This is a genomic window from Thalassospira sp. ER-Se-21-Dark (assembly GCF_017922435.1).
In the GTDB taxonomy this organism is placed as follows: domain Bacteria; phylum Pseudomonadota; class Alphaproteobacteria; order Rhodospirillales; family Thalassospiraceae; genus Thalassospira.
This window is the reverse complement of sequence record NZ_VDEZ01000005.1, coordinates 297889-312778: the sequence shown is the minus strand read 5'-3', so window position 1 is coordinate 312778 and position 14890 is coordinate 297889. Positions and strand designations below refer to the sequence as shown.

17 protein-coding genes are annotated in these 14890 nt (G+C 55.1%); 10 read left to right on the top strand and 7 right to left on the bottom strand.

Annotated features, from left to right (window positions below; translation table 11 throughout):
- Window positions 1-62: 62 nt before the first annotated feature.
- On the top strand, window positions 63-1331 hold the full coding sequence (locus FHI25_RS18305; protein ID WP_210520244.1) for an FAD-dependent oxidoreductase: 1269 nt from the start codon (window positions 63-65) through the stop codon (window positions 1329-1331).
- A 50-nt stretch (window positions 1332-1381) separates the two neighbouring features.
- Here FHI25_RS18305 and fliP read toward each other — a convergent pair whose 3' ends face one another.
- From fliP to csrA, 5 genes are all read right to left on the bottom strand, one after another.
- Window positions 1382-2206, bottom strand: coding sequence for a flagellar type III secretion system pore protein FliP (gene fliP / locus FHI25_RS18300; RefSeq protein ID WP_199679514.1), 825 nt, complete (start codon window positions 2204-2206; stop codon window positions 1382-1384).
- A complete protein-coding gene (locus FHI25_RS18295) occupies window positions 2203-2589 on the bottom strand; it encodes a flagellar biosynthetic protein FliO (protein ID WP_210520242.1) in 387 nt (128 codons plus the stop codon). Before FHI25_RS18295 ends, fliP begins: the two co-directional genes overlap by 4 nt.
- A 184-nt stretch (window positions 2590-2773) precedes the next feature.
- Complete coding sequence (locus tag FHI25_RS18290; protein WP_008890385.1) at window positions 2774-3109, bottom strand: flagellar protein FliT; 336 nt, start codon at window positions 3107-3109, stop codon at window positions 2774-2776.
- Window positions 3106-3522, bottom strand: coding sequence for an EscU/YscU/HrcU family type III secretion system export apparatus switch protein (locus tag FHI25_RS18285; protein ID WP_008890384.1), 417 nt, complete (start codon window positions 3520-3522; stop codon window positions 3106-3108). The genes FHI25_RS18290 and FHI25_RS18285 overlap by 4 nt, the downstream gene beginning before the upstream one ends.
- Before the next feature lie 232 nt (window positions 3523-3754).
- Window positions 3755-4021: a carbon storage regulator CsrA gene (gene csrA, locus FHI25_RS18280; protein ID WP_008890383.1), complete on the bottom strand. Its 267-nt coding sequence runs from the start codon at window positions 4019-4021 to the stop codon at window positions 3755-3757.
- Between the two features lie 285 nt (window positions 4022-4306).
- Between csrA and flgB the strand changes: the two genes are divergently transcribed.
- The 7 genes from flgB (at window position 4307) to FHI25_RS18245 (ending at window position 10756) form a co-directional block, all read left to right on the top strand.
- Window positions 4307-4708 (top strand): flagellar basal body rod protein FlgB, encoded by a 402-nt coding sequence (gene flgB, locus FHI25_RS18275; protein WP_008890382.1) that lies wholly within the window; start codon window positions 4307-4309, stop codon window positions 4706-4708.
- A 23-nt stretch (window positions 4709-4731) separates the two neighbouring features.
- On the top strand, window positions 4732-5139 hold the full coding sequence (gene flgC / locus FHI25_RS18270; protein WP_063087529.1) for a flagellar basal body rod protein FlgC: 408 nt from the start codon (window positions 4732-4734) through the stop codon (window positions 5137-5139).
- Between the two features lie 45 nt (window positions 5140-5184).
- Entirely contained in the window at window positions 5185-5511 is a 327-nt protein-coding gene (fliE, locus tag FHI25_RS18265) for a flagellar hook-basal body complex protein FliE (RefSeq protein WP_008890380.1), read from the top strand.
- A 184-nt stretch (window positions 5512-5695) separates the two neighbouring features.
- Window positions 5696-5965, top strand: a complete 270-nt coding sequence (fliQ, locus tag FHI25_RS18260) for a flagellar biosynthesis protein FliQ (RefSeq protein ID WP_063087530.1) — start codon at window positions 5696-5698, stop codon at window positions 5963-5965.
- Between the two features lie 51 nt (window positions 5966-6016).
- Window positions 6017-6781, top strand: a complete 765-nt coding sequence (gene fliR, locus FHI25_RS18255; protein WP_008890378.1) for a flagellar biosynthetic protein FliR — start codon at window positions 6017-6019, stop codon at window positions 6779-6781.
- Window positions 6782-6831: 50 nt separating this feature from the next.
- Window positions 6832-7902: a flagellar biosynthesis protein FlhB gene (gene flhB / locus FHI25_RS18250; protein WP_210520240.1), complete on the top strand. Its 1071-nt coding sequence runs from the start codon at window positions 6832-6834 to the stop codon at window positions 7900-7902.
- A gap of 229 nt (window positions 7903-8131) precedes the next feature.
- Window positions 8132-10756, top strand: a complete 2625-nt coding sequence (locus tag FHI25_RS18245) for a PAS domain-containing sensor histidine kinase (RefSeq protein WP_210520239.1) — start codon at window positions 8132-8134, stop codon at window positions 10754-10756.
- Window positions 10757-10773: 17 nt separating this feature from the next.
- Here the strand turns inward: FHI25_RS18245 and FHI25_RS18240 are convergent, their stop codons facing one another.
- Both FHI25_RS18240 and FHI25_RS18235 read right to left on the bottom strand, forming a co-directional pair.
- Window positions 10774-11811: a sodium:calcium antiporter gene (locus FHI25_RS18240; protein WP_210520237.1), complete on the bottom strand. Its 1038-nt coding sequence runs from the start codon at window positions 11809-11811 to the stop codon at window positions 10774-10776.
- A gap of 87 nt (window positions 11812-11898) precedes the next feature.
- Entirely contained in the window at window positions 11899-12798 is a 900-nt protein-coding gene (locus FHI25_RS18235; protein WP_210520236.1) for an EamA family transporter, read from the bottom strand.
- Window positions 12799-13240: 442 nt separating this feature from the next.
- Between FHI25_RS18235 and FHI25_RS18230 the strand changes: the two genes are divergently transcribed.
- A complete protein-coding gene (locus tag FHI25_RS18230) occupies window positions 13241-13918 on the top strand; it encodes a hypothetical protein (protein ID WP_210520234.1) in 678 nt (225 codons plus the stop codon).
- 168 nt (window positions 13919-14086) lie between these two features.
- Entirely contained in the window at window positions 14087-14806 is a 720-nt protein-coding gene (locus tag FHI25_RS18225; protein ID WP_210520232.1) for a hypothetical protein, read from the top strand.
- Window positions 14807-14890 lie beyond the last annotated feature (84 nt).

The following is a 14890-nucleotide window of genomic DNA, read 5'->3' as shown; positions in this document are numbered from 1 at the left end:
ATCAGTTCGTTAACCCCATTAATTTCCGAGTTCCGCCGCAACACCCGGTGACCGAGGTCCAAATGCAAGATGATCTGACGTCGGTCTGGGAAACGACCGCGAATAACGCCCCCGAAACGCAAAAGCCGGAAGGTGACTACGCTTGCGATGTCTTGGTTATCGGTGGCGGTTTCACCGGGATGTCCTGCGCGCTTCAGCTTGCCAAGGGCGGTGCGTCGGTGATTGTGGTCGATACCATCCGGCCGGGGTTTGGCGCGTCCGGGCGCAATGGCGGGCAGGTGATCCCGGGGCTTAAACACGATCCGGACAAGATAGACCGGCTTTATGGCGAATTCTCAACCGCGTTTGCCGGTAAAACCGCCGAGACAACATTCAACCTGATCAAGGAAAACGACATCGACTGCGATGCCACACCAAGTGGCTGGATACAGGGTTCGGTCAAGCGCGATCACCTTGGCTGGTTGGAAACCCGCATGCGCGAATGGCAGACGCGCGGTGCGGATGTCAAAATGCTCGATACCGCCGAAATTCAGGCCCTTACGGGAAGCCAGCGCCTTGTCGGTGGCTGGCTCGATAACCGGGCAGGCCAGCTTCATCCGTTAAAGTATATCCGCGGTCTGACGAGGGCCGCACAGGCGGCAGGGTGTCAGGTATTTGCACCGGCACCGGTTCAGCGCGTTAAAAGCATTTCCGGGAAATGGCATGCCGAGATTGGTGATGGCGCGGCATCGATAACAAGCGACCATCTGGTGGTTGCGACAAACGCCTATTCCGGTGCCCTGTTTCCGAAATTGCGCAAAAGCCTGATCCCGGTAAACAGCTTCCAGGTGGCAACAGCGCCACTCAGTGAAGAGCAGCTTGCGACAGTGCTGCCAACCAAAACCCCCGTTTCCGACAGCCGCCGAATTGGCAATTATTTCCGCATTGGACCGGGCGGACGCCTGATGATCGGGGGGCGGGGATCCTTTGCTGATCCCGTCAGTCGCGCGGCCTTCAGGGGGATCGTCTCGGAACTTCACGCCTATTATTCGTGGACGAAGTCAGTTCCGATTGAGTTTTGCTGGTCGGGCCGTCTTGCCATGACTTATGACCATTTGCCGCATATTCATCGCCCGATGGACAATATGACGATGGCGGTTGGCTATAACGGGCGCGGCGTGGCTTTGTCGACGTCACTGGGCAAGGCAATTGCCGATAACCTGTTGGCACCCGATACGCCTTTGCCCCTGCGTTTTAGTGACATCAGTCCGTTGATTGCCCATGACATGCACCGTGCCTATGCGACGATTGCGATCTGGTATTATCGCCTGCGCGATTATCTCGAAAGCTGAGATAAGCTGTTTTTCTGTTGTCTGGGATGCGACGTTTTTGGCCCGTCGGCCTAACCGCCGAAGCTTTCCACGAGTGACCCGGCAATCAGATACCAGCCATCGACCATGACAAAGAAGATCAGTTTGAACGGCAGGGAAATGATGACTGGCGGCAGCATCATCATACCCATCGACATCAGGATGCTGGCGACAACCATGTCGATGATCAAAAACGGAATAAACAGCAAAAAGCCGATTTCGAACGCACGGCGCAATTCACTGATCATGAAGGCCGGGATCAGCGAGCGCAGCGGGATGTCATCAGGGGATGTGATTTCCTCGATCCCCGCCAGATTGACGAACAGCTGAAGATCACGTTCGCGGACCTGGGTCATCATGAAATCATGAACCGGTTTGACGGACCGTTCGAACCCTTCGAATTCGTCAATGTTGCCATTGATCATCGGCTCCAGCCCCTCGTCCCAGACGCGTTCCAGGGTCGGCATCATGATAAACAGGGTCAGGAACATCGCCAGACTGATCAGAACCTGGTTTGGCGGCGATTGCTGAATGCCAAGGGCGGTTCGAAGCAGGCTGAGAACCACGATAATACGGGTAAAGGAAGTCACCATCATCAGGATGGCCGGCGCGATGGACAGAACTGTGATCAGGCCGATCAACTGGATCAGACGTCCCGATGATGTCACCCCGGGGCCGTCGCCAAGATCAAAGTTGAATGATTGCGCATGAACGGTATCGCCGCCGGCCATGATGGCGATCAGCGGGATCAGCGACCAGATTGCGCAAAGCGTTAACCAGCGCGGCGCGCGCCAACCAGTTTTGGCCGGTTTCACATCCTGAGTGCGTGCTGATGGTGATGGGATGTCACGGTTCATGCAGGCGCATTCCTGTCAGTCTGATCGATGTCTTTTGGGCTGTCGGCCGTGATCGTGCTACCCGAAGATGCGGGGACTTCATCGGCACGGCTCTGATTACCAAGGATTTCGCTGAATTGTGTGCCGATATTACGTTCGATCACGGTGTCGCCATTCGGGCCAAGCATGACAAGATGTTCGGTATCATCACGTTTGAGCAGAACCAGACGGCGTTTGGTATCGACCGGGACAACTTCAACAACGGACAGGCGTCTTTTCACACCACGGCGGTTGATGTTGCGCGCACCGGGTACAAACCGTCGTGCCAGAAGGGCAAACACGCCAATAATCCCCAGCACAAAAAGCAGGGCGGCCACAAACCGGAAATAGGCGCTTAGTTCCATCAGGCAGTTTTCCCCGTCGACAACCTGTGACGCTCAGTTGGCAGGTTGACCTTGAAACGATCACCTGTCTTCGTGTTTCTGTTTACCGTGCCGTGCAAGGTCAGGCAAGGCAGCATCCACATGCGCTGCCCTCAAAGGTCAGTTTCAAGGGCCGGTTTTAAATCAGCACCTTAGTGGGCAGGACCTATTTCGTGCGGGCGGCCTGCGCATAGGCATTTGTTGCCTGTGCGGTGTTGCTGATGCCGCGCAGCTGGCGCTGGATGTCGCTATATTCCTGCTGCATGCGGGTTTCGAACTCTGCCAGTTCCTCGCTCAGTGCAGCAAGCAACGGCGCAACATCCTGGCGCTGGTCCGGGGCCATGGTGCGGGCCTTCTCGCACAAATCGGCAATGCGGCTTTCAAGGGCAGCCAGTTCAACCACCTTGCCGTCTTCAAGGTATCGCTGTCCGGTGCGGATCAATGACAGGACGCGCTTCAGGTCGTTCTTGAACTGATCGGGCTTGTACTGTTCTGGGCTCATGATGGGCCTTCCCCGTTTACGTCATTATTTGGTGTGGCCATGATCTGATCTTCGGGATCGGACTGGCTGCGCGACGGACCGCCATAGATGCGATTGATCCGGTATATATAGTTCAAAATCTCGGCGACGGCTGCAAAGGCTTCAAGCGGGATTTCGCTTTCAACATCCACAGCCATCAGAATTTCGGTCAGGTCACTGTCCTTGCGGACCTTGATGCCGTTGGCAAAGGCGACCTGCAATATCTGTTCCGCAACGCTGCCTTCGCCTTTGGCACTTAATGTCGGGGCATTATCCTTTCCATGCCGATACCGTAGCGCGACCGCCTTTTGGTCATGCGCACCCGGTGCGGCAAGATTTTCCGTCCTGCTTGCCGGGGTGTCGGTAATGTCATAGGTGGGCTTTTTCCCGCTCATTCGGTTCTTCAACTCAGGACGGTTTGCCGTGCCAGTCTGCGGCGATCAACCTCAATAGCGTCGACCATAGACCCAAGATGGTCAACAAATCGTTGTCGCCGACAACTGTGATGTGTCGTCGGGCAAACGACAGTCAGATGACACAGTCGATAATCATCGGGCTGAGATGTTCTGGATGCGGGATGTCAGTGGGGGCGGGATTTAAGGGATAAGCGGGGCGGAGGCATAGTGCCTAATCGTCGCTGGAATCGCTCTTTTTCTCGGACGCAGTCTTGTCGGATGATCCGACAGTGCCGAGATGGCGAATAAGATCTTCGCTGACCGCTGCCGAGCGGTTTTCTTCCTGAATGCGGTCATACAGCTCACGGCGGAGGACCTGCACATCTTCGGGGAAGGTGAAGCCGAGCTTTACGGTCTTGCCGCGCACCTCAACGACAGTGACTTCAATATTGTCATCAATGACAACGGAGTCGCCAACTTTTCGTGTGAGATAGAGCATGCAATGTCCCGGTTTCGATAGATAGATGACAAATATAATTCGTCAGATGCGCTCAATATGCCCGGTTTCATACTCGGGGTCTAGTACCCGCAGTGATTAGAACGAAATGCGGGCAAATTCAACGCTGTTTTTATGTTTGGCACGCTACGTGCATTTGTATTGGCAGGATTTATCGGGGCGGCAAAAACGGCCCTTCGAACGATCCGGGTCCGATCAGGGCGTGATGTTAACTTCGGCTTTACCCGCGTACTCAATACTGCAAGACGCGCAGACAAGGAGCAGGAAATGGATATCGGCAAACTTGGCATGTTCGCCAACCTCAAAGAGAAGATGGACTGGCTGACGCAGCGTCAGGAAGTCATCGCGCAGAATATTGCCAACTCCGATACGCCAAACTACCGCGCCAACGATCTTAAGGAATTCGACCCGAAGAATATCGGCCGCGACCGTCAGTTCATCCTTGCGATGCAGGCGACCACGCCGGGCCATAGTCAGGGTCTTAACAAACCGCAGAACTTCAAGGACGAGGAAGTGCGCAAGAACTATGAAGTCGCACCGGGCAAAAACGCCGTGATCCTTGAAGAACAGATGGTCAAGATGAACGAAAACCAGGTCGATTATCAGACCATGACCCGTCTGTATGCCAAACAGAAATCAATGTTCATTTCGGCCCTTGGCCGCATTTAACCTGTCGTTAGAGAGTAAGAACCATGGAACTTTACAAGGCTTTTAAAATCTCGGCTGCCGGTATGCGCGCACAGGGCACCCGTCTTCGTGTTGCGGCTGAAAACGTTGCCAACGCAGACAGCCTTGCAACGGCACCCGGGCAGGAGCCCTATCGCCGCAAGCTTCTGACGTTTAAAAACGTCATGGACCGCGAAGTCGGCGTCGAGATGGTCAAGGTCAATAAGGTGATGCCGGATCGCTCTGATTTTGGTATGAGATATGAACCAAGCCATCCGGCCGCAAACGATCAGGGCTATGTTCAGACCCCGAACGTTGAAACGCTGGTCGAAATGATGGATATGCGCGAAGCACAGCGTTCATACGAGGCCAACCTCAATGTGATCCAGTCATCGCGCAGTATGTTGCTCAAGACCCTTGATATCCTGCAATAGGCAGTCGATATAACGGGACAAGAACACGCTTAAGGATTGATACCCATGGTCGCAAGCTTCAACGATGCTATTTCTGCCTACCGCAATGCGGCCGCTGGCAAGACCAACACCGTTACGGAAACCGTAACCGGTTCGGGCCAGTCCGTGAATCCGGGGGAAAGTTTTGCCGACATGGTCAAGGGGGCGGCATATGATGCCCGCGATACCATGAAAGTCAGCGAACAGATGACCCAAAAGGCCATTACCGGTGATGCCGAACTGCACGAAGTGGTGACTGCGGTGTCCGCCGCTGAAGTTACCCTGCGTACCGTTGTCTCGGTTCGTGACAAGGCCGTTGAAGCCTATCAGAGCATTCTAAACATGCCGGTTTGATCGGCATTTTCAGACGCCCGTGATAAAACCGCGCGATCATTCGTGCGGTTTTTGTGTTTTTGGGAAATCCGCAAGGAAGCGTTTGATAAGTCAGGAAATCATGGCAAAACCCGTGATAAATCCTGTATGAAGGATAAAGGCCCGAAGCGGCCCGCATGACAAGACGGCGAAACAGGAAGACCCGATGGATCAAGCTGAAATCATGGACGTGGCCTATGACGCGGTGTGGACACTGCTGAAAGTCACCACGCCGTTGATGCTGATTGCACTTGGGGTTGGCCTGATCATCGCCCTGTTTCAGGCCCTGACGCAAATTCAGGAAATGACACTGACCTTCGTGCCCAAAATTCTGGTCATCTTCATCGCCCTTCTGGTTTTGCTGCCGTGGATGATGACCGAGATGGTTGAATTTATGGGCCGAATGGTTGACCACTTTATCGGGCTACCGAATTAGCGTTAAACCCGCCGCCCGCCAGCGTGGATGAATAAGGCAGTCGAAGACGACATGGATCTTCAAGAACTTCTTACGCTGAATGTTTACGTCGTCCTGATGACTTTCGCCAGGGTGGGGGCGGCCTTTGCCTTTATGCCGGGTATAGGGGCGCGTTCAGTTCCGGCACGCGCGCGCCTGTTGTTTGCCTTTTGGGTGGCGGTTGTCATTTCCCCGTTGGCCGGGCCGCTTTTCCCGCCACAGCCCGCTGATGCGCCGTCGCTTCTGGTGGGTATCGGATATGAAGTCACGGTGGGATTGTTCTTTGCCCTGTTTGCCCAGGTCATGATGGCCGGAATCCAGACTGCCGGGTCGATTATTGCCTATCTGTCATCGATGGCGAACGCCTTTACCGCCGATCCGTTGTCCGGGGCACAAAGTGCTGTGACGGGTAATTTCCTGATGCAGGTCGGGTTGGTGTTGTTGTTTGCCACCGGGATGGATCACCTGATGATCCAGGCGGTGTTTGAAAGCTATACCCTGTTTCCGCCGGGCGGTGTTTTGCCGGTGGGCGATATGAGCGAGTTTTTTGCAAGGGCGCTGAATGACAGTTTCGCGATTGCAATGCAGATGTCGGCACCGTTTCTGGTGGTCGCAATCTGTTTGCAGATTGCGTTGGGTCTGCTCAACAAGCTGATGCCGCAATTGCCGGTGTTCTTTGTCGCGATGCCGGTCCAGATCGCGATCGCACTGCTTTTGTTGACCTTGGCCCTGCCATCCATGATGATGGTTTATCTTGCATATTTCGAGAACGGGCTTGAGGCGTTTCTTAGTCCGTAAGGCAATGAGGGGCAGCATTTTCCCCCGCATTGCCAAGCATGGGTTTGCCAATGGCAGAAGAAGACGACAGCCAAAAGACAGAAGACCCCACAAGTAAAAAGCTTGAGGACGCGCGAAAGAAAGGTCAGGTGCCGGTTTCCAAGGAAGTCGGCAACTTCATGATCCTGTTCGGCGGTGGTCTGGTCATGACGATGCTCGGGCCGAGCATGGCCGCAAGCGTGCGCGATCTTGCTGTCGGTTTCCTTGAACATCCGCACCGATTTGACGTCACCCAGGCGGGCATTCCCGGTCTGTTTGAAGACGTGATTTTGGGCATGCTTTGGGTGCTGGGCATTCCGTTTGTGCTGTTGATGTTTTTTGCCGCAGCCGGACACATTGTTCAGAACGGTATCGTCGTTGCGGTGGAGCGGATCGAACCCAAGCCCGACAAACTGAACCCGCTGACCGGGCTCAAGAACCTGTTTTCGATGAAAAGCATGGTCGAGTTTGTCAAAAACGTCAGCAAGATCATCCTTGTTGGCGTTGTGCTTGGCCTCGTGATTGTGCCGGAACTGATGGACGTTGAACTCTATCCGCAACTGTCACTCGGCCTGACGCTGGAACGTCTGTACGACATGATCGTGATCCTGCTGATTGCGACGATCTCGCTCACCGCTGTGATTGCCGGGCTCGACTTTGCCTATCAGAAGTACGAGTTCAATCAGAAAATGAAAATGTCCAAGCAGGAGATCAAGGACGAATACAAACAGACCGAGGGTAGCCCCGAGATCAAGGCAAAGGTCCGCCAGATCAGGATGGAACGCGCCCAGCAGCGCATGATGTCAAACGTACCCAAGGCCGACGTGGTGATCACCAACCCGACGCACTTTGCCGTCGCCCTGCAATATGACATCGATACCATGGGGGCACCGGTTTGTATCGCCAAGGGGCAGGACAATGTCGCGCTTAAAATTCGTGAAGTTGCCGAGGAACACAACATCACGATCATGGAAAACCCGCCGGTTGCGCGCGCCTTGTTTGCCACCGTCGAAATCGATCAGGAAATTCCGCCAGAACACTACAAGGCGGTTGCCGAGATCATCTCGTTCGTGTTCCGTCAGCGCGGCAAGAAACTCGGATAATTATTACGTGTCATTTGATCACAAAAATGACGCGTTCAGAGGACAACATTGTTTGAAAGGCAGGGCCGGATTTGGTTCCTGCCTTTGGCATATCTTGTGGGAACTGCGTTCTGTTTGTCGTGATTGCCGGGCAGTCTTATCGACGATAAACTTGCCGGTAGCCAGTCGGGCGATAAGCAGCTAAAAGTATAGACTATTTTGTTAAGTTATTGTCGTTAAAGGCGGTCGCGTGCTGTTTCGGGGGCTTATCCTTGCTGTAAGTGTCGCATTCGTTGCGTTTGTCTTCGTCCTGATGGACGTCTTGGCAAAGGCGGGGCTTGACGCGCGTCTGATGTGGATCATCGGTGCGATGGTCACCGGTGTTGCGGTGGTCGCGGTTGCGTCATTGTCGCTGTCTGCAAAGCTGCGCAATGGCGGGCATGATGGGCTTGGCCCGCTGATTTCCGGCTTCGCCAAATCCGATATTGGCGTTGCGCTGATCGATGCCTATGGCCGCACCCTTTACGCCAACCCGGCCTTTTCATCCAAGCTCGGCATTGAAGCCGGATCGGACATGTTGTCCGCGCTTGAGGCGCGCCTGTCCTTCCTTGGCATTGGCAGTGACGAACTGGCCGAATTGCGCACCCGTGCGATGCGCGGTGAGGGCGGGCAGATGTTTGTCGATCTGTCGCGTTCTGAAAAGTATCAGGCACATATCGCCCCTTCGGATGCGGATGACGAAACCCCCGAAGAAACCAAAGACGGCGAAGAGGCAGACAAAGAAGCCGACGGCACGCCTGATACGAACAACGCCGCCAATGGTGCCTGTCTTCGCATTTCTGTCACCGCGGCCGATGCGCGTGCGGGTAAGATGCTGTGGACTGTTGACGGTGTCGACAGCGCTGTGATGGCCGATGGCGGATCTTCGTTGCTGTTACCGGCCGAAGAGACCGAGAAACGCTTTGCCCTGTCGGGGCCGCAGGCCAGTGAAATGGTCGCCAACCTCCCGGTCGCCGAGGCGCAAGGTGGCTTTGAACATGCCGATCAGATGATCGAACGCCTGCCGGTCGGGGTGTGTGGTCTGGATGAAGAAGGCCGCATTCTTTACCTCAACCGCCGTCTGGCGAGCTGGCTGGGTGGGGAGCCCGAAGACTTCAACAACGGGTTGGTCGAGCTTGCCGATCTGATCGTTGGTGATGGCGTTAATGGCGAGGTCAAATTCAAGGTCGCCGGTGGTGAGCCCATTCGTTGTTTCGTGACACATTCAATCAATGCACCGGGCACCGGGCCTGTGCGCAGTCAGGCCGTGATCTTCCCCGATCCGATGCCGGCCCACGAATGGGAACATGCACTGGCGGAAACCGAACGTCGGGTGCGCTGGTTCTTTGATGAAAGCCCGCTTTCGATCGTTCTGGCCGATATGTCTGGCACAGTTACGGATGCCAACCGTGCCTTTATCGATACGGCCGGTCAGATGCATCACAAGGTGGTTGGTCGTTCGATCCTGGAGCTGATCGTGCCCGAAGACCGTGATGAAGTAGCGCGTTACCTGTCCAAGGCCGTGATGGGCATGGGCAAAGGGGGGCAGATCGAAGCCCGCCTTTCCGGATCTCGCGGGGTTGCCGCCCAGATTTATCTGCAACGTGTGGCGGGCCGATCGGGCGAAGCCGGTGCGTTGCTGTTGAACTTCCTTGATACGACCGAACAGAAGAACCTTGAGGAACAATTTGCCCAGTCCCAGAAAATGCAGGCTGTTGGTCAGCTTGCCGGTGGGGTGGCGCATGACTTCAATAACCTTCTGACCGCGATGATCGGTTTCTGCGATCTGTTGCTGTCGCGTCACGGGCCGGGTGACCCGAGCTTTGCCGACATCATGCAGATCAAACAGAATGCCAACCGTGCGGCCAATCTTGTCCGGCAGCTGTTGGCGTTCTCGCGCCGTCAGACATTGCAGCCGAAAATCATCAATATCACTGATGCGCTGGCGGAAATGTCCAACCTGCTGCGCCGCCTGATCGGCGAGAAGATCGATCTTAAGGTCAGCCACGGTCGCGACATCGGTCTTGTAAAGGTCGATCCGGGTCAGCTTGATCAGGTGATTATCAACCTTGTCGTCAATGCGCGCGATGCCATGGCGGGCGAGGGCGGGACACTTACGGTTCAGACCAGCACCGAAATTATCGACGAGCCGACCGCAACCGGCACCGAGGTCATCCCGCCGGGCGATTATATCGGCATCAAGGTGACCGATACCGGCATTGGCATTCCCAAGGACAATCTGACCCGCATTTTCGAGCCCTTCTTCTCGACCAAACAACGCGGCGAGGGGACGGGTCTTGGGCTTTCGACCGTCTATGGCATCGTCAAACAGACCGGCGGCTTTATCGCGGTCAACAGCGAAGAGGGCAAAGGGACGACCTTTACCATCTATCTGCCGCGCTATGAGGCGTCCGAGGCCGAACTTGCCGAAACGCAGGCCGTTGTCGAAGAAACCCCGTCGCGCGATCTGACCGGCACCGGCGCGATTTTGCTGGTCGAGGATGAGGACGCAGTGCGGACCTTTGGCGCGCGCGCCCTTCGCAGCAAGGGCTATGACGTGCTTGAGGCCAATAACGGTGACAACGCGCTTGAGGTGTTAAATAACACCGACAAGGTCATTGATCTGGTGATTTCGGACGTGGTCATGCCGGGCATTGATGGCCCGACCCTGATCCGCATGCTGCGAGAGAAAAAGCCGGAACTGAAGGTCATCTTCATCTCTGGCTATGCCGAGGATACCTATCGCGACGAGCTTGATGAAGAAAACGGCGTGCACTTCCTGCCCAAGCCGTTCTCACTCAAAGACCTCGCGACCAAGGTCAAGGAAGTGCTTTGAGGCGTTTGCGCCGCAGACTAGCCCGCCAAATAGAATATTGATCCACCATAAAGTGCCAGCATCGCGAAGCTTTCCCACCCGATATTGCCAATGCCGCGGCGTTCGCGGTTGAGCATGCCTAACAGCAATACCCCGCTCATCAGGATGACCAGCGCGATGGTGAAGATGTGCTGATCGGTAAAGGCGGCGTAGATCGACCCCTCGCGATAGGCAAAGTCAGATGCAGCCAAAAATAGCACATCAAAGGCATTGCCGCCGATGATGTCGCCAACCGCCAGATTGACCGCCCCCATCCGTACCGCTGCAATGGCCGAAACAAATTCCGGGAAGGATGTTGAAATCGCAGTCAGGAAGGTACCGACGGCGGTTTCACTGATCCCGGTCACTGCAACGATTGCAAGGCCAGCTTGCCCAATGACGTGACCTGCAATGGCGGTCAAAAGCGCGAAGGCCAGAAATTCAACCCATAGCCGAGCGGAGCTTTCCGGGTGGGTGTCGGCTTCGTCATGTTTGGCGTCCTCTTCGGTCAGGTCGGTTTTCTTGGGATGCCACATCGGTTCATCGCGGATTTCCGACAAAAGGTTCAGACCAAACGCATAAATGATGAACAAAAGGATCGATGCCGGGTGAATATGAAAAATCATCCATTCCGGCCCGGCATAGGCCAGAAGCGGCACGGACAGCATGCTTAAAAGAAGGGTGGTTTGCGCAAGGCCCGTCGCACTTGCTGCGGCATGTTCGAGATTGCCCTTGCGATAAACCAGATCGGCAATGGCCAGAAAGGTTGTCTGGGCGGCGATCCCGCCAAGGGCGTTGCCAATCGCAAGGTCGGTATGGCCCTGCCATGCGGTAGTGACCGACAGGACACTGCCCGGCAGGCTTGTCGACATGCCGACAAACAGTGCGCCGGCGATGATTTGCCCCATGCCGGTGCGCTCGGCCAGTTTGACGGCAATCCCTGCAAGTCGGGTCCCGGCAAAACCGATAATCAGTGTGCAGACCGCAAAGGTCATCACAATTATGCCGAGCGACTGCTGGCCAAGGTCAAAGGGCATGCGCTGCTTTCTGTCATAAAAGAAGACTACCTAGTCTAACTTCCGGCAGACGTGCATGTTCCCGAGTTGGAATGTTTTCTGAGGTGTTCAGGGGATTTCAGGGGCGCTCGGACGCGGACGCATCCACGCAGGCACAAGGTTCAAAACCAGCGCACAGCCGACCATGATTGTGATACCGCCAATGAACTGCATGGCAGAAAGTTTTTCACCCAGAACGGTCGCACCGATAAAGACGGCTATCACGGTGACCAGAAATTCAACACTGATCGCGCGCGTCGGCCCGATGGAGGCAACCAGTCGGAAATAGGCGATATAGGTACATACACTCATCAACACAGCGGCGATGATCAGATAAAGGTAATCCATCGCAACCGGTGTGCGTTCCAGCGGCACGGCAAAGATCAGCGGCAAGGTCATCAATCCACCAAACAGAAACGCCCCGATGGTTGTTTCCCAGTTGCCACTGTTGCACAGATGGCGGCTGGCATAGTTGCTGCCAAAGGCCGCACACAGGGCGGCAAGGATTGATGCCACACAGCCAAGAGCAAATTCGAATGTGACCGGGACGGCGGGGAACCCGACCAGCAACACAATGCCACTGATGCCAAGCACCAAGCCGGCAAAGCCCTGTCTTGTGGTGCGTTCAAGGCCCCAGAGTTGGCTGATGATCATGGAAAACAATGGAATGGCTGCAACAAAAATGGCGGCCATTGCGGTCCCGATCCGCGGTGCGGCATAGGAAAGGCCGATCAGTTGCCCGGCAACCGTGGTGGCACCGACAATGGCAAAGGGACGCCAACCTGCAGAAAAATCAAGGTTGCGGCGAAACAACCGGGCAAGAAAGTAAAGCGATCCCGCAGCAATTAGGGCGCGGAAGGTGACGGCACCGACCCAGCCAAAGGCCTCAACAATTTTAACAACAACGAGGAATGACAGTCCCCACACGATGGCGAGGAACAGGTAGCGGGCGATATCCCCTGGTTTCATCGAGGGTGTCCGGAATATGGGGCGTCGTGCATCCATTCGGGATGCAGGGCGGCACGGTTGAAAACTTTGGTGGCTTGGTGGCGCTGCTTTCCCGATTTCCGGGCCAGCCGCGCGCAGATGGTGCGCGCCATTTTTTCATCGGTCAAGCGCGGAATGCTTGTAATTCCAAAACATCGGGGGTTGCAGGATGTTGCTCTCGGGACAAGATGTATCGATGCGATGAAGGATATGCGCATTCGGCGCTGGTCACATCATACAATAAGACGTATCGTTTGGTCTGTTGCGGTGCAAACGCCAGAACAAACAAGTTCCAGAGCATTCCGAATTTGTGGAACCTCGGCGAACATAAAAGAAAATAGACCAACGCCTCTTGGGAGTATGTATGGCCCGCTATTCAAGCCACAGGTTTGCCCGAAACTGTGTTTTTGCAACGATATGTTTTATGGCTGTTGTGGTGTCTTTCGGGGTGTTGCCGTCTGCCAAGGCCGATGAGAAATGCCTTCGTATCGCCATGCCTGAACTCCAATCCAGTCCGCAAAAACTCGATCTTTATCGTCATGTGATGAAAGATGAGGGGTTATGTGTATCACCTGTGGCATTGCCGCAAACACGCGCGGTTGTCGCACTGCGTTCCGGGCGGCTTGATGGTGTTTTTGCAGCACGCGATGACCTGCCGGAGCTTGTAAACCTGCCGCTGGTTTCCGGTGATGTCCTTCTTGGGTCGCTGGCAGGATATCTGGTGGTGCGCGAAGGGCCGGTAAATAAGATCGCCGATCTTACCACCGAAGTGGTCGGGGTGCCGCTTGGCGCGACCTGGTGCCCCAAGCTTGTTGAGCAATACGCAAACGTGATCAGGGTGCCGCGCGGTACGGCGATGCTAAAGGAAATGCTGGCCGAAGGACGCATTGATGCCATGCTGGCTGATGCCTATTCGCTTGGTCTTGCGGGCGGGGTGCCCGAAGGATACAAGGCGATTGAGGTTGATCATTTTGATGTGCATAGCTGGCTGACAGCCGAGTTTGCCGATATCAAACCGCAATTTGACCGCGCCACGCGCGCCTTTCTGGCAAAACTTGGTATTATGATATCCTGTTGCGACAAAGCGGCGCCTCCGAATTGAAACCCCCTAAGGCTGATAACTCGCCGCTAGGCAATCAGCAGGTTAGAATATATCTTTTCAATCAACGGATTAAAAAATCTGGAACGACAGAACTTGCCAACCAAGCGCAAGCTGAACTTCCCGGGATACGGTTACTCAACAAACAGTTGGTGCCGTGGGAGACTGAAAATGGCTAGCTTTCAATTGCACACGTTCTTACGAAGCTTTGCTCTGACACTGATCTGTTTGGCGGCGCTTTTGCTTTCCTTTGCCATGCTGCCCGGCGCAAAGGCAAAGCAACCATGCCTGCGCATTGCCATCCCCGAAGCCACAATTGGCGATACCGGACACGACATTTATCAGGCGGCAATGAATGATGCCGGTCTTTGTGTCGAACCTGTTTTGATGCCCCATGCGCGGACGTTCATGGCAATGCGCCATAAACAGATTGATGGCGTCTTTGCCATGCTTGAAACATATGGAAAGACGACCGAAACGCCTGTGATCCGCGGCAGTGTTATTTTGGGGAAACCCGATGGTATGTTTGTCGTTAAAAACGATGGCCCCAAAACCCTGTCAGAGCTTACGTCTGAACAGATCGGTGTCTGGTTGGGAACGGGCTGGTCAGAAAATCTTCTTGAACATTATGACCACGTTGTGCGTATCGCCGGTGGTCCAGAGTTGATGATGGAGATGCTTGTGAAAGGGCGTCTGGATGGTATTTTGCTCAATGACTATTCATTGCGTAGCCAGGGTGGTGCGCCGGAAGGGTTTGTTGCGATCCCTGTTGCCAATCTCGCCGTCTATAGCTTCCTTCGGGCCGAACATGCCGAACAGATGGCGAAATTTGATAATGGCACCGTCCTCTTCCGGGAAAAGATAGCGGCCTTGCGCAAGGACCCCTCCTGAGCCGCATCAAACTTTGGGCCAAAGGGCGTTTCCGCCTTTGCGGCTGAGTGCTGCAATGCGCTGTCAAATCGGCTTTGGCGCCCC

Coding starts and splice junctions, on each gene's coding strand:
- flgB (WP_008890382.1), top strand. CDS start 4,307: ATGGATATCGGCAAACTTGGCATGTTCGCCAACCTCAAAGAGAAGATG.
- FHI25_RS18305 (WP_210520244.1), top strand. CDS start 63: ATGCAAGATGATCTGACGTCGGTCTGGGAAACGACCGCGAATAACGCC.
- FHI25_RS18235 (WP_210520236.1), bottom strand. CDS start 12,798: ATGAAACCAGGGGATATCGCCCGCTACCTGTTCCTCGCCATCGTGTGG.
- FHI25_RS18285 (WP_008890384.1), bottom strand. CDS start 3,522: ATGAGCGGGAAAAAGCCCACCTATGACATTACCGACACCCCGGCAAGC.
- fliQ (WP_063087530.1), top strand. CDS start 5,696: ATGGATCAAGCTGAAATCATGGACGTGGCCTATGACGCGGTGTGGACA.
- FHI25_RS18230 (WP_210520234.1), top strand. CDS start 13,241: ATGGCTGTTGTGGTGTCTTTCGGGGTGTTGCCGTCTGCCAAGGCCGAT.
- fliE (WP_008890380.1), top strand. CDS start 5,185: ATGGTCGCAAGCTTCAACGATGCTATTTCTGCCTACCGCAATGCGGCC.
- fliR (WP_008890378.1), top strand. CDS start 6,017: ATGGATCTTCAAGAACTTCTTACGCTGAATGTTTACGTCGTCCTGATG.
- fliP (WP_199679514.1), bottom strand. CDS start 2,206: ATGAACCGTGACATCCCATCACCATCAGCACGCACTCAGGATGTGAAA.
- flhB (WP_210520240.1), top strand. CDS start 6,832: ATGGCAGAAGAAGACGACAGCCAAAAGACAGAAGACCCCACAAGTAAA.
- FHI25_RS18290 (WP_008890385.1), bottom strand. CDS start 3,109: ATGAGCCCAGAACAGTACAAGCCCGATCAGTTCAAGAACGACCTGAAG.
- csrA (WP_008890383.1), bottom strand. CDS start 4,021: ATGCTCTATCTCACACGAAAAGTTGGCGACTCCGTTGTCATTGATGAC.
- flgC (WP_063087529.1), top strand. CDS start 4,732: ATGGAACTTTACAAGGCTTTTAAAATCTCGGCTGCCGGTATGCGCGCA.
- FHI25_RS18240 (WP_210520237.1), bottom strand. CDS start 11,811: ATGCCCTTTGACCTTGGCCAGCAGTCGCTCGGCATAATTGTGATGACC.
- FHI25_RS18295 (WP_210520242.1), bottom strand. CDS start 2,589: ATGGAACTAAGCGCCTATTTCCGGTTTGTGGCCGCCCTGCTTTTTGTG.
- FHI25_RS18225 (WP_210520232.1), top strand. CDS start 14,087: ATGGCTAGCTTTCAATTGCACACGTTCTTACGAAGCTTTGCTCTGACA.